Origin of the sequence: Salinispora mooreana (assembly GCF_000379065.1) — a bacterium.
GTDB classification, from domain to species: domain Bacteria; phylum Actinomycetota; class Actinomycetes; order Mycobacteriales; family Micromonosporaceae; genus Micromonospora; species Micromonospora mooreana.
Genome location: NZ_KB900614.1, coordinates 788140 through 812712, shown reverse-complemented (window position 1 = coordinate 812712; position 24573 = coordinate 788140). Strand labels below are relative to the sequence as shown.

19 protein-coding genes, 1 tRNA gene and 1 pseudogene are annotated in these 24573 nt (G+C 70.5%); 11 read left to right on the top strand and 10 right to left on the bottom strand.

Going from position 1 to position 24573, the window contains the following annotated elements; genetic code table 11:
- Window positions 1-32 precede the first annotated feature (32 nt).
- Window positions 33-761, top strand: a complete 729-nt coding sequence (locus SALPAC6_RS0103840) for a lysophospholipid acyltransferase family protein (RefSeq protein ID WP_018252122.1) — start codon at window positions 33-35, stop codon at window positions 759-761.
- A gap of 66 nt (window positions 762-827) precedes the next feature.
- Here the strand turns inward: SALPAC6_RS0103840 and SALPAC6_RS0103835 are convergent, their stop codons facing one another.
- Together SALPAC6_RS0103835 and SALPAC6_RS27175 are read right to left on the bottom strand one after the other, a co-directional pair.
- The gene (locus SALPAC6_RS0103835; protein WP_018252121.1) at window positions 828-1799 is read right to left on the bottom strand and encodes a YHYH protein; all 972 of its coding nucleotides are present in this window, start codon (window positions 1797-1799) and stop codon (window positions 828-830) included.
- A gap of 111 nt (window positions 1800-1910) precedes the next feature.
- A pseudogene (locus SALPAC6_RS27175) lies at window positions 1911-2051 on the bottom strand (SRPBCC domain-containing protein); the annotation flags it as partial.
- A 235-nt stretch (window positions 2052-2286) separates the two neighbouring features.
- Between SALPAC6_RS27175 and SALPAC6_RS0103825 the strand changes: the two are divergent.
- A complete protein-coding gene (locus SALPAC6_RS0103825) occupies window positions 2287-3954 on the top strand; it encodes a hypothetical protein (protein WP_018252119.1) in 1668 nt (555 codons plus the stop codon).
- A gap of 1052 nt (window positions 3955-5006) precedes the next feature.
- On the opposite strand, the gene SALPAC6_RS0103820 is transcribed toward SALPAC6_RS0103825, so the two are convergent.
- From SALPAC6_RS0103820 to SALPAC6_RS0103810, 3 genes are all read right to left on the bottom strand, one after another.
- Window positions 5007-5079: transfer RNA gene (locus tag SALPAC6_RS0103820), tRNA-Arg, on the bottom strand.
- Between the two features lie 85 nt (window positions 5080-5164).
- A complete protein-coding gene (locus SALPAC6_RS0103815; RefSeq protein WP_020493534.1) occupies window positions 5165-6202 on the bottom strand; it encodes an alpha/beta hydrolase in 1038 nt (345 codons plus the stop codon).
- A 90-nt stretch (window positions 6203-6292) separates the two neighbouring features.
- The gene (locus tag SALPAC6_RS0103810) at window positions 6293-6682 is read right to left on the bottom strand and encodes an HPF/RaiA family ribosome-associated protein (RefSeq protein ID WP_018252117.1); all 390 of its coding nucleotides are present in this window, start codon (window positions 6680-6682) and stop codon (window positions 6293-6295) included.
- 300 nt (window positions 6683-6982) lie between these two features.
- On the opposite strand from SALPAC6_RS0103810, the gene SALPAC6_RS0103805 reads away from it, so the two are divergent.
- The 3 genes from SALPAC6_RS0103805 to SALPAC6_RS0103795 all read left to right on the top strand — a co-directional run bounded on the left by SALPAC6_RS0103805 (window position 6983) and on the right by SALPAC6_RS0103795 (window position 10550).
- Window positions 6983-7708, top strand: a complete 726-nt coding sequence (locus SALPAC6_RS0103805) for a single-stranded DNA-binding protein (protein WP_018252116.1) — start codon at window positions 6983-6985, stop codon at window positions 7706-7708.
- 269 nt (window positions 7709-7977) lie between these two features.
- Entirely contained in the window at window positions 7978-8979 is a 1002-nt protein-coding gene (locus SALPAC6_RS0103800; RefSeq protein ID WP_018252115.1) for a cobalamin biosynthesis protein, read from the top strand.
- Entirely contained in the window at window positions 8976-10550 is a 1575-nt protein-coding gene (locus SALPAC6_RS0103795; protein ID WP_018252114.1) for a cobyric acid synthase, read from the top strand. Before SALPAC6_RS0103800 ends, SALPAC6_RS0103795 begins: the two co-directional genes overlap by 4 nt.
- A gap of 76 nt (window positions 10551-10626) precedes the next feature.
- On the opposite strand, the gene SALPAC6_RS0103790 is transcribed toward SALPAC6_RS0103795, so the two are convergent.
- Window positions 10627-11028: a rhodanese-like domain-containing protein gene (locus SALPAC6_RS0103790; RefSeq protein WP_018252113.1), complete on the bottom strand. Its 402-nt coding sequence runs from the start codon at window positions 11026-11028 to the stop codon at window positions 10627-10629.
- 136 nt (window positions 11029-11164) lie between these two features.
- On the opposite strand from SALPAC6_RS0103790, the gene SALPAC6_RS0103785 reads away from it, so the two are divergent.
- The 3 genes from SALPAC6_RS0103785 to SALPAC6_RS0103775 all read left to right on the top strand — a co-directional run bounded on the left by SALPAC6_RS0103785 (window position 11165) and on the right by SALPAC6_RS0103775 (window position 13626).
- Window positions 11165-11845, top strand: a complete 681-nt coding sequence (locus SALPAC6_RS0103785) for a uridine kinase family protein (protein ID WP_026189298.1) — start codon at window positions 11165-11167, stop codon at window positions 11843-11845.
- A complete protein-coding gene (locus SALPAC6_RS0103780) occupies window positions 11832-13178 on the top strand; it encodes a dipeptidase (protein ID WP_018252111.1) in 1347 nt (448 codons plus the stop codon). The genes SALPAC6_RS0103785 and SALPAC6_RS0103780 overlap by 14 nt, the downstream gene beginning before the upstream one ends.
- 241 nt (window positions 13179-13419) lie before the next feature.
- Complete coding sequence (locus SALPAC6_RS0103775) at window positions 13420-13626, top strand: hypothetical protein (RefSeq protein WP_018252110.1); 207 nt, start codon at window positions 13420-13422, stop codon at window positions 13624-13626.
- 61 nt (window positions 13627-13687) lie between these two features.
- On the opposite strand, the gene SALPAC6_RS0103770 is transcribed toward SALPAC6_RS0103775, so the two are convergent.
- Complete coding sequence (locus SALPAC6_RS0103770; RefSeq protein ID WP_018252109.1) at window positions 13688-14506, bottom strand: SURF1 family cytochrome oxidase biogenesis protein; 819 nt, start codon at window positions 14504-14506, stop codon at window positions 13688-13690.
- Between the two features lie 78 nt (window positions 14507-14584).
- Window positions 14585-16717, bottom strand: coding sequence for a transglycosylase domain-containing protein (locus SALPAC6_RS0103765; protein WP_018252108.1), 2133 nt, complete (start codon window positions 16715-16717; stop codon window positions 14585-14587).
- A 121-nt stretch (window positions 16718-16838) separates the two neighbouring features.
- Here SALPAC6_RS0103765 and cobC point away from each other — a divergent pair, with 121 nt between their 5' ends.
- Genes cobC through cobA form a run of 3 tightly spaced genes read left to right on the top strand, consistent with a single transcriptional unit; the run spans window position 16839 to window position 20330 of the window.
- On the top strand, window positions 16839-17951 hold the full coding sequence (gene cobC / locus SALPAC6_RS0103760) for an Rv2231c family pyridoxal phosphate-dependent protein CobC (protein WP_018252107.1): 1113 nt from the start codon (window positions 16839-16841) through the stop codon (window positions 17949-17951).
- Entirely contained in the window at window positions 17951-19042 is a 1092-nt protein-coding gene (gene cobT / locus SALPAC6_RS0103755; protein WP_018252106.1) for a nicotinate-nucleotide--dimethylbenzimidazole phosphoribosyltransferase, read from the top strand. The genes cobC and cobT overlap by 1 nt, the downstream gene beginning before the upstream one ends.
- 34 nt (window positions 19043-19076) lie before the next feature.
- A complete protein-coding gene (gene cobA / locus SALPAC6_RS0103750) occupies window positions 19077-20330 on the top strand; it encodes a uroporphyrinogen-III C-methyltransferase (protein WP_018252105.1) in 1254 nt (417 codons plus the stop codon).
- 110 nt (window positions 20331-20440) lie between these two features.
- Here the strand turns inward: cobA and otsB are convergent, their stop codons facing one another.
- Window positions 20441-23044 (bottom strand): trehalose-phosphatase, encoded by a 2604-nt coding sequence (gene otsB, locus SALPAC6_RS0103745; protein WP_018252104.1) that lies wholly within the window; start codon window positions 23042-23044, stop codon window positions 20441-20443.
- Window positions 23041-24441 (bottom strand): alpha,alpha-trehalose-phosphate synthase (UDP-forming), encoded by a 1401-nt coding sequence (locus SALPAC6_RS0103740; RefSeq protein ID WP_026189295.1) that lies wholly within the window; start codon window positions 24439-24441, stop codon window positions 23041-23043. Before SALPAC6_RS0103740 ends, otsB begins: the two co-directional genes overlap by 4 nt.
- Between the last annotated feature and the right edge of the window lie 132 nt (window positions 24442-24573).

Sequence of the window (24573 nt, the reverse complement as noted above, 5' to 3'; positions counted from 1 at the left end):
GTCGGTCACCTTACCCGGGGTAAGGTCAGCGGATGCCGGAACTCGTGTATCCGCCCGTGATCGCCGCCGCCCAGACGATGTTCCGGGTACTCGACCTGAAAATCACCATCGAGGGTGCCCACCACGTTCCCCGTACCGGTGGCGCTGTCCTGGCCAGCAACCACGTCAGCTACCTCGACTTCATCTTCTGCGGCCTGGGTGCGCGCGAGTCGAAGCGGCTGGTCCGGTTCATGGCCAAGAAGTCGGTGTTCACGCACCGGATCTCCGGGCCGCTGATGCGGGGGATGCGGCACATCCCGGTTGATCGCCGGGCCGGCAGCGGCTCCTACGTCGAGGCGGTTGCCGCGCTGCGGCGAGGCGAGGTGGTCGGGGTCTTCCCCGAGGCGACGATCAGCCGGTCGTTCACCGTCAAGCACCTCAAGAGCGGTGCGACCCGGATGGCCCGGGAAGCTGAGGTGCCGGTGCTGCCGGTGGCGGTCTGGGGAACGCAGCGGCTGTGGACCAAGGGACGGCCACGCGCCCTCAGCCGGCGGCACACCCCGATCTCCATCCTGATCGGGGAGCCGATGAACCCGGCTGCCTACCCGGACGGAAACGCGATGACCACCGACCTGGCCGAGCGGCTGAGCGCTTTGGTTGACCGGAACCAACGCGAGTACCCGGAGAGCCCGGCCGGCCCCGACGACACCTGGTGGCTCCCGGCGCACCTGGGCGGGAGCGCACCCACCCCGGCCGAGGCCGCCGCCCTGGATCGCTCCTGAGGCGCCGGCTCCGGGGCCCACGGGCAGGGGACCGTCGACGGCAGCGGCAACGGATCCAGTCACCGACTACCGGGGCCCACCCCCGGGTCCCGAGCGGCGGAAGCTCTCCGCGAGGGTGCCGACGAACTGTCGTGGGATGAACGGGAACGTGTCGGTGAGGACGTAGTAGTAGGTGCCGTCGGGGTACTCGGGCGTGACCCCGTGCCGGCCGTTGGCCACATCCAGCCCACCGTGGCCGGCCACAAACTCGAAGTCCTCGGTGTACGTGCCGTCGTATGCTCCGCCCGGGCCATCCGGACGTCGGCCGGAGCGCAGCCGGTACGAGGAGGTCAACTCAACGATGCCGGAGGTGGGGTCCGAGGCGTCGCGGTAGCCCAGTCCCGCGTAGATGGGAAAGCCGTCGCCGGCCCAGCCGAGCAGCGGGGAGTGGCGGTTCGGGTCCCGCTGATCGGCGAGAGCCGTGGGCAGGCCGTGGTAGTGGTAGGCCCCGGTCGGCTGCACGTGGGCGTTGTTGTCGTCCAGGCCGAGGGTCGCCCTGGGCCCGATCGCCTCGATCGTCCAGCCGGAGGCCGGGTCCCGTTGGTACCACTCGGCGGCGAGGGGATCGAAGAGGACCCCGTTGACCGCGATGCCGAAGGGCTGCGGCAGGACAACGTTGGTGGCGCTACTGGCCCGCGTGCCGTGCAGCGGAAGCTGAAACTCGTACGCCTGGGCTGAGACGGTGTGGGGGTTGTTCGCGTTCGGGAAGCTGCCCCTCGGGTGGTTCGGCAGTCCGTTGGCGCGGATGATCCGGCTGTTTCCGGTGACCGTCACGTCGATCTGCGTTCCGGTGGCGCTGGCGGCGATCGAGTAACTGCCCGTCAGCTCGGTCGACACCGCGGTGGTCGGTGCGTCAACCGAGGCCGCCGACGACGAGGGGTCGTTGACCCCGGTGACCGTCGTACGGCCACACGCCGAGACCCCAAGGGCGGCGGCGAGCCCACCGAGCAGGAAGACGCGGCGGGTGGGTCGACCAGAACCGGATCGAGGAGAAGTCATACCAGCACTGTGGCCGCTGATCTCAGGTGTTGGCTGTGCGCTATCTGTGGACCGGCTGGAAGCGCCTGGTGCCGCCCTGGCCGGCTCACCGCGGCTCGTTGATGCCCGTGCCTAGGCATCAGCAGGCTCGGTTCCGCGCTGACGGACCAGGAATGCCTCGACCCGGGCGAGCGCACCGTCCCACACCTCGTTGGCGAAGAAGTCACGGACCTCGGGAGCCGGGAAGCCGCTCTGCACGACGGTCATATCGGTATTCGCTGCCTAGCTAGTGCTCTACCGGCCTTGCTGGGAAATACCACCTGATACCGGAGCCGGTACTCGTCCTGAAAAAGCCACGGTAAGCCGTTTGTGGGTTTACTTAAGGTAAGCCCACAAAACGAGAAAGGTTCTCATATCGTGCTTCTGGGGGCTGCAACCAGTTTGTGGCAGGGGTGTCCACTTCAGGTGATATATCCCTTTATGGTATGAGGAGAGGGCAGAAAGCTTAATGTCCAACTACCAAGCTCAGAACAACGCCGTCAACCCGGGGGCTGCGTCGAAGCGGCGGCGCAAGCTCTGGCTCACCAGCGGCGTCGCCGGCCTTACCGGGGTGGTCAGCATCGCCGCGGTTGGTCTTACCGGGGTCGGAGCCGGCGCTCAGGACCTGGCCCGGAGCGCCGCTCAGATTGCCAAGAGTGGCGATCAGGGCGCCGACGCGGGCCGCGAAGGTCGCGAGGGCGGCTGGGACGGTAACCGCGAGGGCGGCTGGGACGGTAACCGCGAGGGCGGCTGGGACGGTAAGCGAGACGAGGGGAACCGGGGGAAGAAAGAGCGGGGGAAGGAGGTGCCCTGCAAGACTGACAAGCTGATCCAGGCGATCATCTACGCCAACAATAACCAGGGCGGCGTACTGGAGCTGGCAAAGGACTGCACCTACACGTTGACCCGTTCCGACAACGAGGGCAACGGCCTGCCGATCATCCAGGAACGCATCGCGCTCCACGGCGACAACACCAAAATCGTCCGGAACGACCAAGCCGACAATTTCCGAATTCTCAACGTCGGCCGGAGCGGGCACCTGAAGGTCAGGGATCTGGTCATCAAGGGCGGCAAAGTCGGTCCGTTGGTGACCGATATTCCGCTTGATGGGGGTACGGTTCCCGGGGTGATGCCGTCCTTCTCAATCTCTGCCGAGGTGCCCCAGTCCGGCAACCCGGACGTTATGCCCAGATATGCGGAGTCCGCAGCATTGCTGACAGCCAGCCCCGTGGACGCAACAAAAGCCGCCAAGACCGACCACTTCGAATGGCGCTCGAACGATGGCGGTGGTGTCCTGGTGCAGGACGGGGGCACGGCTGAATTCGAGAAGACCATCCTCGTTGACAACCAGGCTGGCGGAGTCGGGGGCGGGATCGCCAACTTCGGCAAGGCCGACCTCTACCACACCACCGCAGACCAAAACACCTCTTTGCGGTATGGTGGCGGAATCTTCAATGCCGGCGTGCTAAAAATCAGCAAGTCAAAGGTGACCACCAACAACGCCATCAGCGCCGGCGGTGGCATCGCCAACGGTGCGAAGTTCGATGCCGACCGCCGGGATATTAACGGCGGCACGGTCCGGATCGAAAAGACCGAGATCTTCGACAACGCAACGTTCGGTCCCGGCGGAGGCCTGTCGGACGTCGGCGGCGACACCATGATTGATCGGTCACAGATCAAGCGGAACGTGGCGAATGAAACCGGTGGAGGCATCTCGGCGGTAGACCGGAGCAACCTCTACCTCAAGGAAACAGAATTGCTGGACAACATCGCTAACGTGGTGGGTGGTGGCCTGGACCTGCGGGACGGTGCCGTCGCCAACGTGGTGAAGAGTGAGATCAAGAAGAACCGGTCTGTCCGTGGTGGTGGTGTATCCAACCACCGGAGCATGGTCACCTTCCGGGGCAGCATGATCTCCGACAACTACGCAGGCAGCCGTGCTGGCGGCGTCTACAACGTACGCGGCGAGGTCGAGCTGTCGAACTCGAAGGTGTCACACAACCGCTCCACCTTCGCGCCAGGTGGCGTGTTCAACGAGCGGGGCGAGGTCACGGTGGACAACAAGTCCGCGATCAAGGGCAACGCGCCGACCAACTGCGAGGGCAGCCCGGACCCGATCGAGAACTGTTTCGGCTGATCGACGGGTAGCGAACGAGAATGCCCAGCCCTGGAAGACCAGGGCTGGGCAGTTTCTCGTGTGCCAGGAGTCTGCGCTTGGCTGGTGGGGTCAGGACTGCTCGGGGAACTGCGCGACGAACGCACGCCACGCCGTGGGCCCGAATACCAGCGCCGGACGAGTGCGCATGCGCCACGCCGCTTCCCACCCGGACTCACAGGAGGTTTCGCGAGCTTTACTCGCTGGCCCTCCGGACCTAGCGGTTTTGCAGTCTGTGCTTGCTGGTCTGCGGCGGTTGTGATGGCCGACGACAGTAGCCACCAGGAGCTGCACCGCAACCGGGATCCGCACGGGACACCTCCGCTGTCAGACGGCGAGCGGTCCCAGTAGTGCCGGCAACTTCCACAGAGCCGCCGACGACTCGGCAGAAGCTGACTGCGCTGCTTGTGGTGGTGATCGTTGCCGCGGCCGTGGCGATCGAGCAGTTAGGTGATCGTCCAGTGCGCGAGTACCTGCAAGCTACGGGCGGGAGACACGATCCGCCTCGACCGACGGGCCTCTCCGCAGTTCGTTCGCCCGATCACGGTCCGGGTGATCCAGGCATTAAACTGGCCGACCTACCCCGGATGGGCGTGGATGGAGGGCTACGAGCTTGACCCTGTGGGTGAGGCGGTACGAAAGCGGCAACTGTTCGTTAGACCCGAGGCAGTCCAGCTGCAGAACCCAGCACTCATAGACGGTCATTCTGGGGCCCAACCGTCGAAGGCTGACCGTCGTGTTCGCCGCCCTGACCGTCTCCCGCGAACTCCATCGACCGGACCCACCCTGCGACACGCCCGACCGACCCACGAAGGAGTAGGAACAATGGGCGAGAGCCTGCAGCCCGTTCTGATCGATTCGAGGGTCCGTAACGAGGTCCAGATAGTCCCGCGGTGTGCGTGTGCGTGGCAGCAGCCTGTCGATGTCCACCACCGGCTCCTCCTCCCACGTCGTTGGAGTCGGCCCCGCCTCGGCTGACCGGCCGGGAGCTAGGAGGCTTACCATGGGGATCGATCGGAGGAAAGAACTATTTGTGCGCCCGGCAGGATTCGAACCTGCGGCCTTGGGATTAGAAGTCCCCTGCTCTATCCGCTGAGCTACGGGCGCGTGCCGTGGAATGTTGCCCGAGAAGGGTACCGCTGCGGGCCCGGCCTGCGGGGGAGCGGGTGGCGGTGGCCGCGTCCGGCGGCAATCAGGCCTGCGGCGCCGTCGACGTCGCCCCGGTGGCCTGGTGAGGCGTCGACGGTGCCGCCTGCGTTGTTGGGCGACGGCTGTCGATTCTCCCGGCACCGAGGAATCCTTCGGTCCATCGTCCGACCTCTGTCAGGACCCTGTCGCGGACGGCGGGCGCGGAGAGCGTGAGGTCGTGCAGCCCGCCGTCAACCCGGAGCAGGGTGACGTGCCGGCCGAGCCGGGGTGCCCAGCGCGCCATGTGCTCCACGTCCAGCACCGAGTCAGCGCTGGCGGCCGCCTCCCGCCACTTCAGCCCCTTGAAACTGCGCGCCGAGGCGGCCACGAGCATCGGTGCCGGGATGTTCAGCCCGGCGTGGAGCTGTTGCTGGCCCCGCCGGATCGCGGCCAGCCAGCCGGCCCGGATCGGGAAGCCGCCGAGTGGTTTCCAGGCGAGGTCGTAGTTCCACTCGCCGCGGTGGTTGGCGTGCAGGCTCTCGCCGTAGACCGTGCCGAGGCCGTTGGCGATGGCGCGCTTGGGGGACCGGTGGGCCAGGCGGGCGACGGCCGCCGCTCCGGGGCGCCGCAGCACCCAGGGGAGGTTCAGGTCGAAGAAGGGGCTGTTGAGGAAGAGCCCGTCAACCACACCGGCGTCCCGCCGGGCGTGCGCCCAGAGTGAGACGATCAGGCCGCCGGTGGAGTGGCCCATGCCGAGCAGGGTGTCGTGCCCGTCATCCGATCTGATGATCTTTGCGGCGGCGTCCAACTCCGTGAAGTAGTCACCGAGGTCCAGGCAGAAGTTCGCCGTCTGGTGCGGGAGCAGGCTGCGACCGTACTTGCGCAGGTCCAGGGCGTAGAAGTCCCAGCCCTGGGCGGCGAAGTGGTCGGCGACGTGGGTCTGGAAGAAGTAGTCGACATAGCCGTGCACGTAGAGCACCGCACGGTTGGTGGGCCGCTCGGCGCGGCGGCGCACCAGGGTCGCCACCACCGGCCCCTCGTCGTCGGTGCCCAGGTCGATTGTGTGCCGCTCGTAGGGCGGCCCCAGCACGTCGGGTTCCACGACTGAGACGGTACGCCGGCTAGCTACTGGACGGTAGCCCTCCTCCAGCCGTCGTGCTGGAGGAGGGCTACCGTGTGGTGGTGCGAACCGTCAGTCGTCGGCGTCCTGCGCTGCCGTGGCCGACGGGCCGGTGTCGCGCAGGTGCTTGTTGTGCCGGGGCTCCTGGCGGGTCTTCGCGTCGTTGAGGCGGCGACGCAGGTCGTCCCGGACGTCGTTGAGCGCCGCCTGTAGGTCCTCCTCCGCCGAGGTGGTGACGATCTTCTGCCGGCCGGCGATCCAGCACTCCAGGGTGACCTTCTGACCCTTAGTCTCCCGGTTCTTGACCGACACCTCCAGCTCGGTGGCGTCGGCGTGGAAGCTGGCGAGCCGGGCATCGAGCATGCCGAACTGATCGGCGATCCACGCCCGATCGCCCTGCGCAAAGCCGGCGCCCACCCGGAGGCACTCGTTGACGGTGGCCGGGTTCGTGACCCCGCTCATGACTGCGCCTGGCCGGTGCTGGTGGTGATCGTCATCATGATCACAGACCCCTTCGTCCGGTTGCTGACCTTTGATCCAGGTGTACCCATTTTCTTCCGTTCCGGAACATGGTCAATTCTGCTGCTTGCTCCGCTGCTGTCCCAGGGCCAGATGCCCCTAGCACACCGGGTCTTTGAACAGGTTGTTGTCCACACCCCGCCCCGTTGTCCACAGCCCACCGCAGCCAGATGGCAGCGCCCGACGGGGCCGGTCAGGCTCAGGTCGAGCAACTCGCGATGACAACCTGACCCAGGAGGGATGATGTTCGACACCCACGTCACGGTGATCGGCACCGCCGTGACCGCGCCCGAGTGGCGGCGCACCAACCAGAGCCAGACCCTGGTGGCCAACTTCAAGGTGGCCTCGACCGCGCGCCGCCTGGACCGCGAGAGCGGTCGCTGGGTTGACGGCAACAGCCTCCGCCTTCGGGTCAGCTGCTGGCGTCGACTCGCCGAGGGGGTCGTGGCCTCGGTGATGGTCGGCGATCCGGTGATCGTCTCGGGGCGGCTCCACACCCGGGACTGGACCGACGATGCCGGCAGCCACCGAACCCACTACGAACTGGAGGCCGTCGCGGTCGGGCACGACCTGTCCCGCGGCCGGGGTCGGTTTCTGCGCAACCGAGCGGTGGCCACGACCGGCACAACGGCGGATCCCACGGCTCAGCCGCGAGTGCCCGGTGAGCAGGCTGAGCCGGCGTCGGCTGCCCCCGCCGACCAGCAAGCCGACGAGGAGGTCGAGCTGCCCGCGCTGCACCACCCGCCCGCTGCCGATGCCGATGGGGATCTCCTGGATGACCCGATCGTTGACGCGGGCCGGGGTGACGCTGGCCCTGGTCAGGCCGACGGGTCCGCCTCCGCTGAAAGCCCGCACAGCCCCGCGGAGGTGACCGACGAAGCCAGCCAAGCCGATCCGACCGGTATGAGCGCCGGGCCGGCACCCAGCGGTAGCCGAGGCCGACGGGGCCGGGGGCGGGTGTCCGTCTGACGCCGACCAGTCTCGGGCGGTGGTTGGTGCCGGCCGGCGAAGGTCTGGTGGGAAAGGGCGCGACGGGGGCGGGGTGCCGGCTGGCAAAGGCCGTCACCCCGCGCGTCCACCGGGCCGTCACCCCGCCTGTCCACCGGGCCGTCACCCGGTGGGCACAGTCCTCGTCCCGGTTGCCGCCCGGCCCCGTCCGCCGTCAACGGATCAAGCGAGACGGCCGGGCCGGCCGGACGTGGGGCTCAGCTACGCTGACCGGCCGGAGGTGATGGCCGGTGCGGCAGGCGACGGTAGCGGGGCTCGTCGCGGGGTACGCGATGGACGTGCTGGTCGGTGACCCTCGCCGAGGGCACCCGGTGGCTGGGTTCGGCCGTGCGGCGAGTGCCCTGGAGCGGCGGATCTACCGGCCGGACCGGGCGGCTGGCGCGGCCTACACCGCGCTGGCGGTGGGAGTTCCGGTGGCGCTCGGTGCCGCGGTGACGGTCGCCACCCGAGGGCGTCCCTTGGCGCGGGGCGCGGTCGTGGCTGCTGGCACCTGGGCCGTGCTCGGTGGTCGCACGTTGCGCCGTGAGGCGACGGTGCTCGGTGCGGCGCTGGGCGATGGTGACCTGCCGTCGGCCCGGCAACGCCTGGGGCATCTCTGCGGGCGGGATCCGTCAACGCTGGACGAGCCGGAGTTGGCCCGCGCCGCTGTCGAATCGGTCGCCGAGAACACCTCCGACGCCGTTGTCGCCCCGCTGTTCTGGGGCGCGGTCGCCGGCTTGCCCGGGCTGCTGGGCTACCGGGCGGCGAACACACTCGACGCGATGGTTGGCCACCGTTCCTTCCGATATGCGCGCTTCGGCACTCCCGCAGCCCGCCTCGATGACCTGCTCAACCTCGTTCCATCCCGGCTGACCGGGCTGCTGACGGTCGCGGTGGCGCCGCTGGCCCAAGGAGACCGGGAGCGGGCCTGGCGGGTCTGGCGCCGGGACCGGAACGACCATCCCAGCCCCAACGCCGGGCAGTGCGAGGCGGCGGTCGCCGGGGCGCTCGGTGTCCGGCTCGGCGGGCGTAACGTCTACGCCGGCCGGGTCGAGGTGCGTCCATTCCTCGGCGATGGGCCGCGCCCAGATGCGAGCCACCTTCCTCGGGTGGCCCGGGTCTCCGCCGCCGTCGGGCTCGCCACGCTCGGGCTCGCGACGGCGTACCCGTTGACCGTGGGGCGTCTGCTCTCCGCCGTGGGCCGCCGGGCGATGAGCGGAGGGCTACGAGCCGTACGCGGGAGGCGGCGGTGAGTGGCGGGCTGCTCGTCACCGGAACCACCTCGGACGCCGGCAAGAGCGTCCTCACCGCCGGGATCTGCCGCTGGCTACACCGGCAGGGCGTGCGGGTGGCGCCGTTCAAGGCGCAGAACATGTCCAACAACTCGGCGGTCGTGGTCGGCCCGGACGGGCGCGGGGGTGAGATCGGACGGGCGCAGGCGATGCAGGCGGCGGCCTGCGGCCTGGCCCCGGAGCTGCGGTTCAACCCGGTGCTGCTCAAGCCGGGCAGCGACCGGAGCAGCCAGGTGGTGCTGCTCGGCGAAGCGGTCGACACCCTCACCACCGGTACGTTCCGGCAGCTGCGACCCCGTCTCGCCGAAACCGCGTACGCGGCCCTGGCGCAGCTTCGGGCGGCCTACGACGTGGTGATCTGCGAGGGAGCGGGTAGCCCGGCGGAGATCAACCTACGGGCCGGGGACTACGTCAACATGGGGCTGGCGCGGCAGGCCGACCTGCCCGCGATCGTGGTCGGGGACATCGATCGTGGCGGGGTGTTCGCCTCCATGTTCGGCACGGTGGCCCTGCTGGAGCCGGCCGACCAGGCGTTGGTCGCCGGATTCGTCATCAACAAGTTTCGCGGCGACCCGGGCCTGCTGGCGCCGGGCCTGGACATGCTGCGCCAGGTCACCGGAAGGCCCACCTACGGGGTGCTGCCCTGGTCGCTTGACCTCTGGCTCGACGCGGAGGACTCGCTGGCGTACGGGCGGGTACTCGGCCGTCCGGCCGCGCCCCGCGGCCGCGACTGGCTGGACGTGGCCGTGGTCCGGCTGCCCCGGATCAGCAACGCCACCGATGTCGAGGCGCTCGCCACCGAGCCGGGCGTGCGGGTGCGCCTCACCGTCGAGCCCGCCGAGCTCGCCGCCGCCGACCTGGTCGTGCTGCCTGGTTCCAAGGCGACGGTGGCGGACCTGGCCTGGCTGCGCCAGACCGGCCTCGCGGATGCCGTGCTTGCCCACGCCGGCGCCGGGCGGCCCCTGCTCGGCATCTGCGGAGGCTTCCAGCTGCTCGGCCGCCGCATCCACGATCCGGTGGAGAGCGGGCAGGGCAGCGTACCCGGCCTGGGGTTGCTGCCGGTCGAGGTCACCTTCGACCCGGGCAAGACGGTCCGACAGTCGGCCGGCACCGGGTGGGATGGCGTCCCGGTCCGCGGCTACGAGATCCACCACGGGTACGTCTCGGCCGCCGACCCCGACCTCGCGCCGCTCTTCACGTACGCCGACGGCACCGGTGAGGGCGCGGTCGCCGGGGCGGTGTACGGCACCCACTGGCATGGTGCGTTCGAGTCGGACGGGTTCCGCCGCCGCTTCTTGACCGAGGTGGCCCGGCAGGCGGGCCGACACGGGTTCCGGGCGGCCCCGGACACCTCCTTCGCCAGCGCCCGCGAACGTTCCCTGGACCTGCTTGGGGATCTGGTCGAGGAGCATCTGGACACCGCCGCACTATGGCGGCTGATTGACACCGGACCGCCGTCGGGTCTGCCGTTCATCCCGCCGGGCGCACCGGACCGGGAACCGGGCGGGTCCGACCGGGATCCCGCCACCTGACGGGGATCCGGCCGCCTGGCGGGGATCCGGCCGCCTGGCGGGGATCCGGCCGCCTGGTGGGGATCCGGTCCCGGTGTCAGTGGCGGACGTCGGCGGGGCGGTCGGAGAGCGGAAGTTCCGCCTCCCGCCAGGCCTGCACCCCTCCGATGACGTCGGTGGCGCGACGTAGGCCCAGCGCGCGTAGGCCCGCCACGGCCAGGCTGGAGCTGTAACCCTCCCGGCACACCACCACGACCTCCCGGTCGTACCGGGTGGCCTCCGGGATCCGCCAGGTACTGGCCGGGTCCAGCCGCCACTCCAGCACCGCCCGCTCGATGACGATCGCGCCGGGCAGCTCACCCTGCTCCGCCCGCTGCAGTTCGGTGCGGGTGTCGATCAGCAACGCCCCGGCGCGGATCGCCTCGACGGCCTGGTGCGGGGTCAGCCGGCGCACCCCGGCGCGGGCCTGCTCCAACAGGGCATCAACGCCTGGACTCATCACGCTGTGGGACACCAGCCGATCATGCCGCCCGCGCCCGGCGGCGCGCGGTCGAACGGCGTCGGCCAGCGGTACGACCGCCCGAACGGGCGACGGACCGAGGTGGCGCGGCGCTACCGCCGGATACGGTCAGGCCGTGGCAGTAGCGGTGATGGAGTCGTACGCCCGGCTGGCAGCGCGGGTGTGTGCGGCGCCGGCGCGGTTGGGGAAGACCCGGCTGGTGGCGGTGGACGGACCGAGCGGCGCGGGCAAGAGCTGGTTCACGGCGCGGCTCGCCGACGCGCTCGTCGCCGGTCCCGGCCGGGTCCGGCCCGTGGTGATACACACCGACGACCTGCTTGACGGCTGGGCTGACCAGCTCACCTTCTGGTCCCGGCTGGAGGAGTGGGTGCTGGCGCCGGCGCGGGCGGGGCGGGCGGGGGAGTACCGGCGGTTCAGCTGGGTCCGGCGGTCGTTCCTGCCTCGCCCGGTGCCGGTGCCGGTGTCACCGGTCCTGCTCCTGGATGGCGTGAGCGCGGCGCGAGCCGCGGTGGCGCGGGAGTTGAGCCTTGCCGTGTTCGTGACCGCCCCGGCGCAGCTGCGGCTCACCCGGGCGGTGGCCCGGGACGGCCCCGGGATCCTGCCGGAGCTGCGTCGCTGGCACGCGGGCGAGCGGGCCCACTTCGCCGCCGACGGCACCTGCGGCCGAGCGGACCTGGTGGTTGACGGCGCGCCAACACTGCCCCACGACCGGGCCCGGTACTACCTGCGGCGAGGCGGGTGGGTAGGGCCGGCATACGATGCCGGACATGACAACACCGATCATGTCCGAGTCTGATCTGCGGGCTGCGCTCGAGCGGGAGCTGCCCGGCGTCCGGGCGGACCTCGAGCGCCTCGTCCGGATCCCGGGTATCGCGTTCGACGGCTTCGACCACGTCCAGGTGGAGCGTTCCGCGGCAGCGGTCGCGGAGCTACTGCGGGACTGCGGTCTTGAGGTGCGGCTGGCCCGCTCCGGGGGGCAGCCGACCGTGATCGGGACGAAGGCGGCGCCGCCCGGCGCCCCGACCGTGCTGCTCTACGCCCACCACGACGTGCAGCCAGTCGGTGACCGGTCGCGGTGGGAGTCGGACCCGTTCGAGCCGGTGGAGCGGGACGGCCGCCTCTACGGCCGCGGCGCCGCCGATGACAAGGCGGGCATCATGGCGCACATCGCGGCGCTGCGGGCGTTCGGTGACTCGCTGCCGGTGGGTGTCGTGCTGTTCATCGAAGGTGAGGAGGAGTACGGCTCCGACTCGCTGGCGAGGCTGCTCGCCGAGCACCGGGACGAGATCAACTCGGATGTCATCGTGATCGCCGACTCCACCAACTGGGACATCGGCGTGCCGGCGCTCACCACGTCGCTGCGCGGGATCGTGAACTGCTTCGTCGAGGTCCGCACGTTGGATCACGCCGTACACAGCGGCATGTACGGCGGCCCGGTGCCGGACGCGCTGACCGCGCTGGCCCGGCTGCTCGCCACCCTGCACGACGACGCCGGGAACGTGGCCGTGGACGGGCTGGTCAGCCGCGGTGGTGCGGCGGTGGACTATCCGGAGGACCGCTTCCGCGCCGAGGCGGGGCTGGCGGAGGGCGTGCAGTTCATCGGCACCGAGCGGATCACTGACCGGCTCTGGACCAAGCCGGCCCTGGCGGTACTCGGCATCGACGCGCCGGCCACCGGGGTGGCGCCGAACGCCCTGGTCCCGGCCACGAAGGCCAAGCTGAGTCTGCGGCTGGCGCCGGGTGATGACCCCAAGCGGGCGTACGCGGCGCTTGGTGCGCACCTGAGCAAGCACGCTCCGTGGGGCGCGCAGGTGTCGGTCACGCTGGAGCACGACGGCGACCCGAGCCGCATCGACGCCTCCGGCCCGATGTTCGACGCGGCGCGCGCCGCGTTCCGTACCGCCTGGGACGGCACCGATCCGGTGGACATCGGGGTCGGCGGTTCGATCCCGTTCATCGCCACGTTCCAGGAGATGTTCCCGCAGGCCGCGATCCTGGTGACCGGTGTGGAAGATCCGTACGCCCAGGCGCACGGCCCGAACGAGAGCCTGCACCTGGGGGAGTTCGCCCGGGTGTGCCTGGCCGAGGCGCTGTTGCTGCGCAACGTCGCCATCGCTGGGCGGGACTGAGCTCCAGCGGGACTGGGTCCCAGCGCAGAGTTGAGCCCGGCGCAGAGTTGCCCCGGCAGGGTTGAGCCCCTGCGAGGCCGAGCTCCGCGTTCCGGAGCGGGTCTGCGGGCGGACGCGCCTGCGCTGGGCGGATTGTCTCCGCGGGCGCGTCCCCGGCTGTTCCGGGTGTCGGAACCATAACGTCCTGCTCTGGCTGGGCGTTTCCGGCGTGTCGGTCACTCCGGTGGTATAGCCTTCGTACATGAGTACGAACGAGGTGATGGCCCGCCTGGAGGCCGCCGTCAGTGCTTTGGGGGACGTTGACGTCTCCGCATGGTCCGATGAGTCGCTCAAGGAGCGGCTCGGCCAGCTCTCTGTTGCGCTGGTCGCACTCGATTCGACGCTCGCCCGGGTCGCTGACGGGGTGCGCGCCCGGGGCCTGCGCATCGAGGAGCCCGTTTCGGTCTGACGCCCGGCTGCGCCGCCCGCCAGTGGTGTCGGTGTGGCGGCGCGGACGCCGCCCGCAACAGTCAGGTGGAGGCTGCTTCGCTCGTCCGGTCGGTGGGGTGTTCGCGCACCACTCCGGCCCGTCGCTGGGCCTCCCGCCGGGCGAAGTAGCCGAAGCCCAGCAGCGTCATCCCGGCGAAGATCCACCACTGTACGACGTACCCGTAGTTCTGCCAGTTGTTCGTGTAGCCAACCGGGACCGTCTTGAAGGTCGGATCAGCGGTTGGGGTCTGCTGGTCGAGCAGCACGTACCCGCCATAGATCGGGTACGGCAGCTCCCCGGCCAGCTGGGGCAGGCTGATGCGGCGGGTCTCCAGTTTGCCATCGCGGCGGGCGACCGGGAGGGAACCGCCCTCGCCGGGGCGAATCCGGCCGGTCACGGTCACCGGGCCGGCGGGGGTCGCGGGCACGGTCGGCTGGACGGTGGCGTCCCCACCCGGCGCGGGCGGGACCCAGCCCCGGTTGACCAGCACGGCTGTGCCATCGGTCAGCATCAGCGGGGTCAACACCTCGAAGCCGACCGTACGGTCCACTGAGCGCCCCCGGGCCAGGATCACGTTGGCGGGGTCGTACTGCCCGGTGACGGTGACCTTCGTCCAGGTCCGTTCGGTGGTGGGGGCGGGCCCGACGGTGCCGGCGTTCCCGGTCGGGGCGGCGGCCGCCTCGGGCAGTGGTACCGGATCCATCCGCTGGCCTGCATCGATCCGCTCGTTGATCGCGGTGCGGTCGTGGTAGCGGGCCAGTTGCCAGTCGGCGAGCAACACCATGATCGCCGCCGCGACCAGGGTCAGCGCGAGCGCGCCCAGCCAGCGAGGCGTCAGCAGGAACCGGTACACGGCCATGAGGTTACCCGTAGGCGTAGCGGGTTGATCGGTGCGACCACCGGTGGTCGCTGCCCCCTGCCCGGATAGGCGCCCAGGTCAGCCGACGATCGCGTCCGAGGGGGGTGTGAAGTCGCGGGTCGGTTTGTCCTCCAGCGCGTCGCGCAGGGTGTTCGCGACCGCGTGGATGGGAATCTGCGACTGACCGTCACCGACGGCGTTGAAGGGGTTGTCCGGATCGGAGATGAAGCTGGCCGCGGAGAGTTCGGGAGTGAACCCGACGAACCAGGCCGACCGGGTGCTGTCGGTGGTACCGGTCTTGCCGGCCACCGGGCGGCCGACGGTGCCGCGGACGCTGTCCGCCGTCGACCAACCGCCGCAGCCGCCTCGGGCTGGGGTGTCGCCGGTGGGGCACCGGGCGGCGTCGGTGGCGGCCCGGGCGGCGTCGGCGCTGACCACCTGGCGACAGCGGGGCTTGGCGACCTCCCGCTCGATCCCGCCGGCCGTCCGGTAGATCGCCGGGGTGCCGTCCCGGTTGTAGATCGCCTGGACCGGGATCGCCTCGCAGTACCGGCCCTCGGCGGCGACGGCGCCGTAGGCGTTCGCCATCTCCAGCGGGGTGGCGTCGGAGACCCCCAGGGTGAAGGCGCCCCAGGTCTTCGCGTTCGCTGGAGCGGCGTGGTGCCGGTCCACATCGGTGCGCCAGCGCAGCCCCAGCTGTTCGGCGAGGCGTACCGCCCGGTCTGCCCCGACCTGCTCCTCAAGCCAGACGAAGTATGTGTTGACCGATTTGCCGAAGCCAGACCACATGGTCTGCATGCCGGACATGGCGCCGCTCGCGTTCGATGGGGCCCAGCCGTTGTAGATCTCCGACCGGTACCGGTGCGGCGCGTTGAAGGTGGTGTTCAGCGTCATACCCGCGTCGAGGGCGGCGAGCATCGGGAACATCTTGAAGGTTGATCCCGCCTGGTAGCCGGGCAGGTCACCGCCGCCGAGCAGGGGGGTGACCGTGTTCGGGTAGTTGGCCTTGACCTTCGGGCCGGCCTCTGGGTTTCCGCTGAGCGGATTTTCGCCCAGGTTCAGGGAGTAGGTCCGGTTCACCGCCATCGCCTTGAGTCGCCCGGTACCGGGTTCGGTGAGCACGATGCCGTTGGCGAAGGGACTGCCGGTGTTCCCCTTCGTGCCGACGTTCTCCTCGGCCGCCTCCTGGATCTTTGGGTCCACACTGAGCACGATCCGGTACCCGCCCCGGCGCAGCTTGTCCATCCGCTCCAGGCGGTTCTCGCCGAACGCGGGCTGTGCGCTCCACCAGTTCTTCACGTAGTCACAGATGAATCCCCAGCTGTTCCACTCCTGTGGCACCGACGCGCAGTCGTTGGACGGGTAGCTCAGGGTCAGCTGGATCGGTTCGGACTTGGCGCTGGTGGCGGCGTCCGGCGAGAGGTAGCCGAGTGCGGTCATCCGGTCCAGGATGTAGTTGCGGCGGGCGGTCGCCTCCTTCTGGTCGGAGCTGGCCGGGTCGAACCGGGATGGCGACTTGACCAGTCCGGCGAGGGTGGCGGCCTCGACCACGGAGAGGTCCTTCGGGGTCTTGGAGAAGTAGATCTCGCTGGCGGCGTAGATGCCGTAGGCGCGATGCCCGAAGTATGCGGAGTTGAGGTATCGCTCCAGGATTTGTTCCTTGGTCAGCTCCTTCTCCAGGTCCATGGCCAGCCGCATCTCCCGGACCTTGCGCAGGCTGGTCTGCTGGGTCGCCTCCTGCACCTCCTTCGGGGTCGTGGCGCTGTCGCGCAGGGCCATCCGGACGTACTGCATGGTCAGGGTGGAGGCGCCCTGGGAGATGCCGCTGGAGCGGGCGTTGGCCACGAAGGCGCGGGCGATGCCCTTGGGGTCGACGCCGCTGTGCTGGTAGAAGCGGGCGTCCTCGGCGGCGACGATGGCCTGCTGGATGTTCGGCGACATGTCGGCGAGCTTTGTGTACTGCCGGTACTCCTCGTAGAACATCGTCAGGACGGTCTTGCCATCCGGCGCGTACAGGTACGAGGTCTCGGCCGGCAGGGCCGTTTTGAGGATCTTGGTTTTGTGTTCCATCGCGTGCGCCGTGACCTTGGTGCCGAGGCCGGCTGCGGCGGCGATCGGGTAGGCCAGGGCGGCGATGACGATGCCGGCGATCAGCCCGGCGCGGAGAAGTGGGACGAGACGACCGGCGGCAGCAAGGGGACGGTTGCTCACAGGGCTAAGTTATGACATTTCCGATTCGTGCTAGAGAAATATTCATTAACCCGTCGCCCGTGACGCGGCCCACGTCACGATGCGCTGTGCCACGCGCCCCCTTCCCGGCAGGATCGCGGTCATGCATACGCAGTCGAGCGGGGGAGGGGCCGCGCCGCCGGACAACCTGCCGGATGCCCCGGCGGTACCGGAGCTCGACCTTGGCCACCATGGAGATGTCGAGGCCGTACCCGGCCTGGTCGACCTCGCGGTGAACGTGCGCCAGGCCTCGATGCCAGACTGGCTGGCCGACCCGATCACCACTGCCCTCGGTGACCTGGCCCGGTATCCGGACTCCGCTGCGGCGCGGGCCGCCGTCGCCGCCCGGCACGGTCGACAACCGGAGCAGGTGCTGCTCACCGCCGGTGCTGCCGAGGGCTTCGTGCTGATCGCCCAGGCGCTGCGCGGGATCCGTCGCCCGGTGGTGGTGCACCCGCAGTTCACCGAGCCGGAGGCGGCCCTGCGTGCGGCCGGGCACCGGGTCGAGCGGGTGCTGCTCACCCCCGGCGACGGATTCCGGCTCGACCCCGCCCGGGTCCCGGCGGATGCCGATCTGGTCCTGATCGGCAATCCCACGAACCCGACCTCGGTGCTGCACCCGGCCGTCGACCTGGCGGCGCTCGCCCGGCCCGGCCGGGTTCTCGTGGTGGACGAGGCGTTCGCCGACACCACCCTCGCGCCCGGAGTCGCCGGCGAGCCGGAGTCGCTTGCGGCCCGTTCCGACCTGCCCGGTCTGCTGGTTGTGCGGAGCCTCACCAAGACGTGGGGGCTGGCCGGGCTGCGCGTCGGCTACCTGCTCGGGGCAGCGGTTCTGCTGGACCGCCTGGCCGCCGTACAGCCGCTGTGGCCGGTCTCCACCCCGGCCCTCGCTGCCGCGACAGCCTGCGCTGGCCCCGAGGCGGTGCGAGCTGAACGTCAGATCGCGGCCGACCTCGCCGCCGACCGCGACCATCTCCTCGCCCGCCTGGCGGCCCTACCGGGGGTACGCGTCGTCGGCCAGCCGGCGAGCGCCTTCGTCCTCGTCCACCACCCGGGCGCCGCTGCGGTTCGCCGTGTCCTGCGCGAGCGAGGCTGGGCAGTGCGCCGTGGTGACACCTTCCCCGGGCTGGGCCCGGACTGGCTGCGGATCGCGGTCCGCGATCCGGCGACGACCGACGCCTTCACCACCGTGCTGGCAGAGATTCTGGAGGGATGATGCTGGAGACGACGAGGGCGGCGATCGGACCGCTCGACGAGCAGGCGATGACCGCCGCCGCGGACCTGCAGAGCCGGCTGACCAAACCCGCGGGTTCCCTCGGGGTGCTGGAAGACCTCTCCATTCGTCTCGCCGGCCTGGCCGGCACCTGCCCGCCGCCGTTGCCCGAGCCGGCCGCGGTGGCCGTCTTCGCCGGCGACCACGGGGTGCACGCCCAGGGTGTGACGCCCTGGCCCCAGGAGGTCACCGGGCAGATGATCGGCAACTTCCTTGCCGGCGGGGCGGTGGTCAACGCGTTCGCCCGGCAGGCCGGCGCCGCGGTCACCGTCGTGGACATCGGGGTTGCCACGCCGCCAACCCCCATTGCGGCCACCCCGCCCGGCTCGGCCCCGATCAGCGGCGCCGGACCCCGGCTGGTCGAGGCGAACGTCCGGCGCGGTAGCCGGGATCTGGCCGTCACCGCCGCCCTCACCCGGGATGAGGCCCGGGCCGCGGTGGAGACGGGCATCCGGGTCGCCGGCGAACTCATCGATGCCGGAGCCGCCATCCTGCTCACCGGGGATATGGGTATCGGCAACACCACGCCGGCCGCCGCGCTGATCGCGGTCTTCGCCGAGGCTGACCCCGCCACGGTGACCGGCCGGGGCACCGGAGTGGACGATCCGACGCACCAGCGCAAGATCGAGGTGGTCCGGGCGGCGTTGCGCCGGCATGAGCCGGACCCGACAGACCCGCTGGGCGTGCTGGCCGCGGTCGGTGGCCTGGAACACGCGGCCCTCACCGGGCTGGTCCTGGGCGCCGCCGCCCGACGGGTGCCGGTGCTGCTCGACGGCGTCATCGCCGACTCGGCCGCGCTGGCCGCCGCGGCCTTCGCCCCGGCTGCCACCGGCGCCATGGTGGCCGGCCACCGTTCGGCCGAGCCGGGAGCCACGGTGGCACTGCGCCGACTGGGGCTGACCCCCCTGGTCGACCTTGGGCTGCGCCTCGGCGAGGGCACCGGGGCGCTGCTGGCCCTACCGGTGGTCGCGGGTGCCGTCCGGGTGCTGCACGAGGTCGCCACCTTCGATTCGGCGGGGGTGGCGCAGAAATGAGTGCACCGACCATCCGACCGGGCGGAACGGCGGCGTGAGCGGCAATCCGTACCCGCTTGGTCTGCGGCTGGCCGGCCGGCGGGTGGTCGTGGTCGGTGGCGGAGTCGTGGCCACCCGACGGGTGCCGGCGTTGCTCGACGCTGGCGCGGACGTCCTCCTGGTCGCGCCGGAGCTGACCCCGGCGCTGCGCGCCCACGCCGATGCCGGCCGGCTGCGCTGGCAGCGGCGGCGGTTCGTCGCGGACGACCTCGACGGCGCCTGGCTGGTGCAGGTCGCGGTGAATGACCCGAGCGCCGCCGCCGCGATCAGCGAGGGGGCCGAGGAGCGGCGGATCTTCTGTGTACGGGCCGATGACCGCGTCGCCGCCACCGCGTGGACGCCGGCGGTGACCCGGCAGGGCCCGGTGACGGTGGCGGTTCTCGGCGGCGGTGACCCCCGCCGGGCGATGGCCGTTCGGGATGCCGTCCGGGACCTGCTCGCCGCCGGGCCGGGTCGCCTGGCCCCGCCGCCGGCCGATGCCGGGTCCGGCGATGCCGTACCGCCGGTGCGCCCAACCCGCCGCGGTGGCCAGGTCGCCCTGGTCGGCGCGGGACCGGGTGACCCGGAGCTGATCACTGTCAAGGGGCGGCGGTTGCTTATCGAGGCGGAGGTGGTGGTCACCGACCGGCTCGTGCCCGGGCTGCTCCTGGACGAGTTGGGTTCCGAGGTTGAGCTGGTGGACGCCGCCAAGATTCCCTACGGCCCGGCCCGTACCCAGGAGGAGATCAACCGGATCTTGGTGGACCGGGCCCTGGCCGGCAAGGCCGTGGTCCGGCTCAAGGGAGGCGATCCATACGTCTTCGGCCGCGGTGGCGAGGAGCTGCTGGCCTGCGCCGGGGCGGGCGTACCGGTGACGGTGGTACCCGGAGTGACCAGCGCCGTCGCCGCCGCGGCCAGCGCCGGTGTCCCGGTGACCCACCGGGCGGTCGCGCACGAGTTCACCGTGGTCTCCGGGCACGTTCCGCCGGACTCGTCCGCCTCCATGGTGCGCTGGGAGCACCTCGCCGGGCTGCGTGGCACGTTGGTGATTCTGATGGGACTGAAGAACCTGGCGGCGATCTCCGCGACGTTGGTCGTCAATGGTCGTCCGGCCCAGACCCCGGCCGTGGTCGTGCAGGAGGGCACGACCGGCGCCCAGCGTACGGTCCGCTCAACGCTCGGCGTGGTGGCTGCCGACGTGGCTGCGGCGGGCCTCCGCCCCCCGGCGGTCGTGGTCGTCGGCGACGTGGTCGGGGCGCTGGACTCCTGAGGGCGGCCTACCGCCAGTGGCGGCCCTGTGCTCGTGGTGGCCGCCCGGTGCGGGCCGCCACCACGAGGAGACTCGGCCGACGCGGCGCGGGTCGGCTGTCGGGCCGCGGCTCACTGCTTGAGCATGTTGTCCAACAGCAGGGCGCAGCGGATCACGCCGAGGTGGCTGTAGGCCTGCGGGTGGTTGCCCAGCCCGCGCTCGGTCAGCGGGTCGTACTGCTCGGGCAGCAGCCCGGTCGGTCCGGCAGTGTCGATCATCTGGCTGAACAACTCCTCCGCGTCGCCCCGGCGGCCCGTACGCAGGTACGCCTCGATCAGCCACGAGGTGCAGATATGGAAGCCGCCCTCCCGACCGGGTAGGCCGTCCTCCCAGTGGTAGCGGTAGACCACCGGGCCGCTGCGCAGATCTGCCTCGATCTTGAGGACGGTGGAGACGAAGCGGGGGTCGTCCCCGGGGAGCAGGCCGGAGAGGCCGATCCAGAGCGAGGAGGCGTCACTGTCCTCGTGCCCGTACGCGACGCTGTACGCCTCGGCCTGCTCGTGCCAGCCGAACTCGAGTACGTTGGCCCCGATCCGGTCGCGTAGCTCCACCCACTCGGGCTGCTCCTCGCCGCCGTGCTTGCGGACCACGTGCAGCGCCCGGTCGACGGTCAGCCAGCACATCACCTTCGAGAAGATGTGGTGTCGTGGCGCCAGGCGCGCCTCCCAGATGCCGTGGTCCGGTTCGTGCCAGCGGCGGCGGACCGCCTCCACCATGTTCTCCAGGACCCGCCACTCGTCGTCCCGGACGGAGCCGCGAGCGTCGGCCACGGCCGCGATCAGGTCGGCGATCGGACCGAAGACGTCGAGTTGGAGCTGGTGGTTGGCGAGGTTACCGACCCGGACGGGCCGGGAGCCGGCGTAGCCGGGCAAGGTGTCGATGACGGCCTCGGCGCCCAACTCGTAACCGTCAACCGTGTAGAGCGGGTGTAGCCGTTCGGGGTGCCCACCGGTGCGGTCAACGACTCCGTCGATCCAGCGCAGCAGCGCCTCGGCCTCCTCGGTGGAACCGAGGTCGACCAGAGCACGGGCGGTCAGCGCCGCGTCGCGGAGCCAGCAGTAGCGGTAGTCCCAGTTGCGGACGCCGCCCAGCTCCTCGGGTAGGGAGGTGGTCGCGGCGGCCAGGATCGAACCGCTCGGCTGGTGGCACAGCCCGCGGAGGGTGAGCGCGCTGCGGGCGACCAGGTCTCGGCCGGTGGTCGGCAGCCGCAGCGTGGCCACCCAGTCCTTCCAGGGCTGCTCCGCAGCGGCCTGCCGTTCGTGAATCGGCTGCCGGTGGTGTTCCAGGCTGGGGGTGCCGAAGCGCATCTCCAGCACGACCGGCCCGCCCGCGGCGGAGAGGTCAACGACGGCCTTCGCCGTCTCGTACACACCGTCGCTGACCACCTCCCACGTGACGCCGGGGGAGTAGAGCGCGACCGGGTGGTTGGAGCCGAGCACCAGCAGCCCGTCATCGAGCGGTTGGAGCTGGACGGCGACCTGGCCGAACTCGGGCCGCGGGGCGAACTCCAGCTGCGCCCGGCCGTGTCCGGTGAGCACCCGGACCAGGGTCGAGTCGGCGCTGACTATCGCCGGCCCGTCCGGTGTGGTCTCGGTATCCGGGGTGTCCAGCCAGTCGGTCACGGTCAGGCCGGACCACCGGGTCTCCACGGTCATCGTGTTGGAGCGGTAGCGCTGGCCGAGCGGGATGCCACCGCGCTCCGGCACGACGCTGAAGTAACCGGCGGGGCTGCCGCCGACCAGGTCGGCGAAGATGGCGGCCGAGTCGGGCTTGGGGTTGCACAGCCAGGTGACCTTGGCTTCGGGCGTGAGCAGCGCGACCGTCCGGCCGTTGGCCAGCATCGAGTGCCGCTCGATCGGCACCGCCCGCTCGCCGAAGAGCCAGTTTCGTCGGGTCTCCAGCAGCAGGCCGAGAGCGCGGGCGGCCTCGATCGGCTCGGTCACCCGATACTGCGCCCTGGTCTCGCCGGGCCCGATCTTGATGCCGACATCTGGCCCGTGCAGGTTGCCGAAGGCGTTCTCGTCGGTGACGTCATCGCCGATGAACAGCACCGCGCTGGCCGAAAGCTGGGTGCGTAGCTGGTCAACGGCGGTGCCTTTGTGGGTGGCGACCACCGACAGCTCGATGACCTCCTTGCCCTGGGTGACGGTGACGTCGTCCCAGGTTGCGGGGCCGTTGCGGACCGCCTCGACGGCTGCGGCGGCGACCTGCGGGTCAACCCCGCGGGTGTGTACGGCGACACTGGCCGGCTTGCGCTCCAGCCGAACCCCGGGGTGGGTGGCGACGATCTCGCGGAGCGCGTCGCGGAGCCGGGTGCGGACGGCAACCAGCTCGGGGGAGAGCCGTTCGACGAAGCCGATGTCGAACTCGGAGCCGTGGCTGCCGACGAGATGGACCTCGCTGGGCAGCCGGGACAGGGCGGCCAGGTCGCGCAGCGCCCGCCCGGAGACGACGGCCACATTGGTCTGCGGTAGCGAGGCGAGTGCACGCACCGCCGCCGCGGCCTCCGGCAGCGGTACGGCCCGACTCGGGTCCTCGACGATCGGGGCGAGGGTGCCGTCGTAGTCACAGGCGATCAGTAGCTGGGGGACGCGGGCGATGCGGCCGATCGCGGTGCGCAGCTCCTGCTCCAGGCCGCCACCGACCGGGTTGCTGAGTGTGGTGCCGGCGTTCACGAGGCATCCGGTCCCGGTACGCCGAGTTCGGTGAGGAAGGACTTCGCCCAGTGCCCCACGTCATGGGTGCGCAGATGACGTTGCATTGTCCGCATGCGGCGACGGGCCTCCGGCTTCTCCACGTGCACGGCCCGCAGTAGGGCCTCCTTGACCGCGTCCGGGTCGTGCGGGTTACACAGGAACGACTGGCGCAGCTCAGTGGCCGCGCCGGCGAATTCACTCAGCACGAGCGCGCCACCCCGATCGGCGCGCGCCGCTACGTACTCCTTGGCCACCAGATTCATTCCGTCTCGCAGCGGGGTCACCATCATCACGTCGGCGGCGACGTACATCGCGGCCAGTTCGGTGCGACTGTACGACTGATGCAGATAATGCACCGCCGGTACCCCAACCCGGCCAAATTCGCCATTTATCCGACCAACCTCGCGCTCTACCTTGACGCGAAGTGCCTGGTAGTGCTCCACCCGTTCCCGGCTCGGCGTCGCCACCTGCACCATAACCGCATCCGGAACTGTCAGCTTTCCGTCAGAGAGCAGCTCGCGGAAGGCCTTGAGGCGTAGCTCGATGCCCTTGGTGTAGTCGAGCCGGTCGACCCCCAGGATGATCGTGCGCGGGTTCCCCAGCTCCTCGCGGATCTCCTCCGCCCGCGCCCGGATCGCCGGATCCACCGCGAGCCGCTCCATCTCCTGCGTGTCGATGGAGATGGGGAACGCGCCCGCCTTCACCCGGCGGCCGTCGACCTGGATCATCTGCCCCTCGTAGCGCAGCCCGAGCAGGTGCCGGGCCAGTCGGACGAAGTTCTGCGCCGCCAGCCGCTGCTGGAAGCCCACCAGATCGGAGCCGAGTAGCCCGCGGAGGATCTCGGTGCGGAACGGCATCTGCATGAACAGTTCGATCGGTGGGAACGGGATGTGCAGGAAGAAGCCGATCCGTAGGTCGGGGCGGCGCTCGCGGAGCATCGCCGGCACCAGCTGGAGTTGGTAGTCCTGCACCCAGACCGTGGCACCCTCCGCCGCGACATCCGACGCCGCCTCCGCGAAGCGGGCGTTCACCAGCCGGTACGTCTCCCGCCAGCGGCGCTTGTACACCGGGGTCTCGACCGCGTCGTGATACAGCGGCCAGATCATGGCGTTGGACTGCCCCTCGTAGTAGCGCTCCAACTCCTCCGCGCTCAACGGCACCGGATGCAGCCGGATGCCCTCCAGATCCAACGGCTCCGGGGCGGCCCCCGTACCGCCGGCCCAGCCCACCCAGGTCCCGTGGTGCTCGGCGAGGACAGGGTGCAGTGCGGTCACGAGCCCTCCCGGGCTACGTCGCCACTGCCGTCCCTCGGGTGTGCTCACCTCGTCAACGGGCAGTCGATTGGCCACTACGACAAAGGAGCTGCGGACGGTCACGTTGGGCCACCTCCGGGTGTTGACGAATCCACCGCGACGAGCGTACTGAGCGTAGCTGCGGCGTCTGGTGTACCGTGCCGGACTTAGCTCACCCGCCTGGCGGCACTGAACCCCAAAAGTGATCTTGTTGAC

Bases quoted from the DNA above. Each gene is read 5' to 3' on its own strand.
- SALPAC6_RS0103840 (WP_018252122.1), top strand. From the start codon at position 33: ATGCCGGAACTCGTGTATCCGCCCGTGATCGCCGCCGCCCAGACGATG.
- SALPAC6_RS0103835 (WP_018252121.1), bottom strand. From the start codon at position 1,799: ATGACTTCTCCTCGATCCGGTTCTGGTCGACCCACCCGCCGCGTCTTC.
- SALPAC6_RS0103825 (WP_018252119.1), top strand. From the start codon at position 2,287: ATGTCCAACTACCAAGCTCAGAACAACGCCGTCAACCCGGGGGCTGCG.
- SALPAC6_RS0103810 (WP_018252117.1), bottom strand. From the start codon at position 6,682: ATGAGCGGGGTCACGAACCCGGCCACCGTCAACGAGTGCCTCCGGGTG.
- SALPAC6_RS0103805 (WP_018252116.1), top strand. From the start codon at position 6,983: ATGTTCGACACCCACGTCACGGTGATCGGCACCGCCGTGACCGCGCCC.
- SALPAC6_RS0103790 (WP_018252113.1), bottom strand. From the start codon at position 11,028: ATGAGTCCAGGCGTTGATGCCCTGTTGGAGCAGGCCCGCGCCGGGGTG.
- SALPAC6_RS0103780 (WP_018252111.1), top strand. From the start codon at position 11,832: ATGTCCGAGTCTGATCTGCGGGCTGCGCTCGAGCGGGAGCTGCCCGGC.
- SALPAC6_RS0103775 (WP_018252110.1), top strand. From the start codon at position 13,420: ATGAGTACGAACGAGGTGATGGCCCGCCTGGAGGCCGCCGTCAGTGCT.
- SALPAC6_RS0103770 (WP_018252109.1), bottom strand. From the start codon at position 14,506: ATGGCCGTGTACCGGTTCCTGCTGACGCCTCGCTGGCTGGGCGCGCTC.
- cobC (WP_018252107.1), top strand. From the start codon at position 16,839: ATGCATACGCAGTCGAGCGGGGGAGGGGCCGCGCCGCCGGACAACCTG.
- cobT (WP_018252106.1), top strand. From the start codon at position 17,951: ATGCTGGAGACGACGAGGGCGGCGATCGGACCGCTCGACGAGCAGGCG.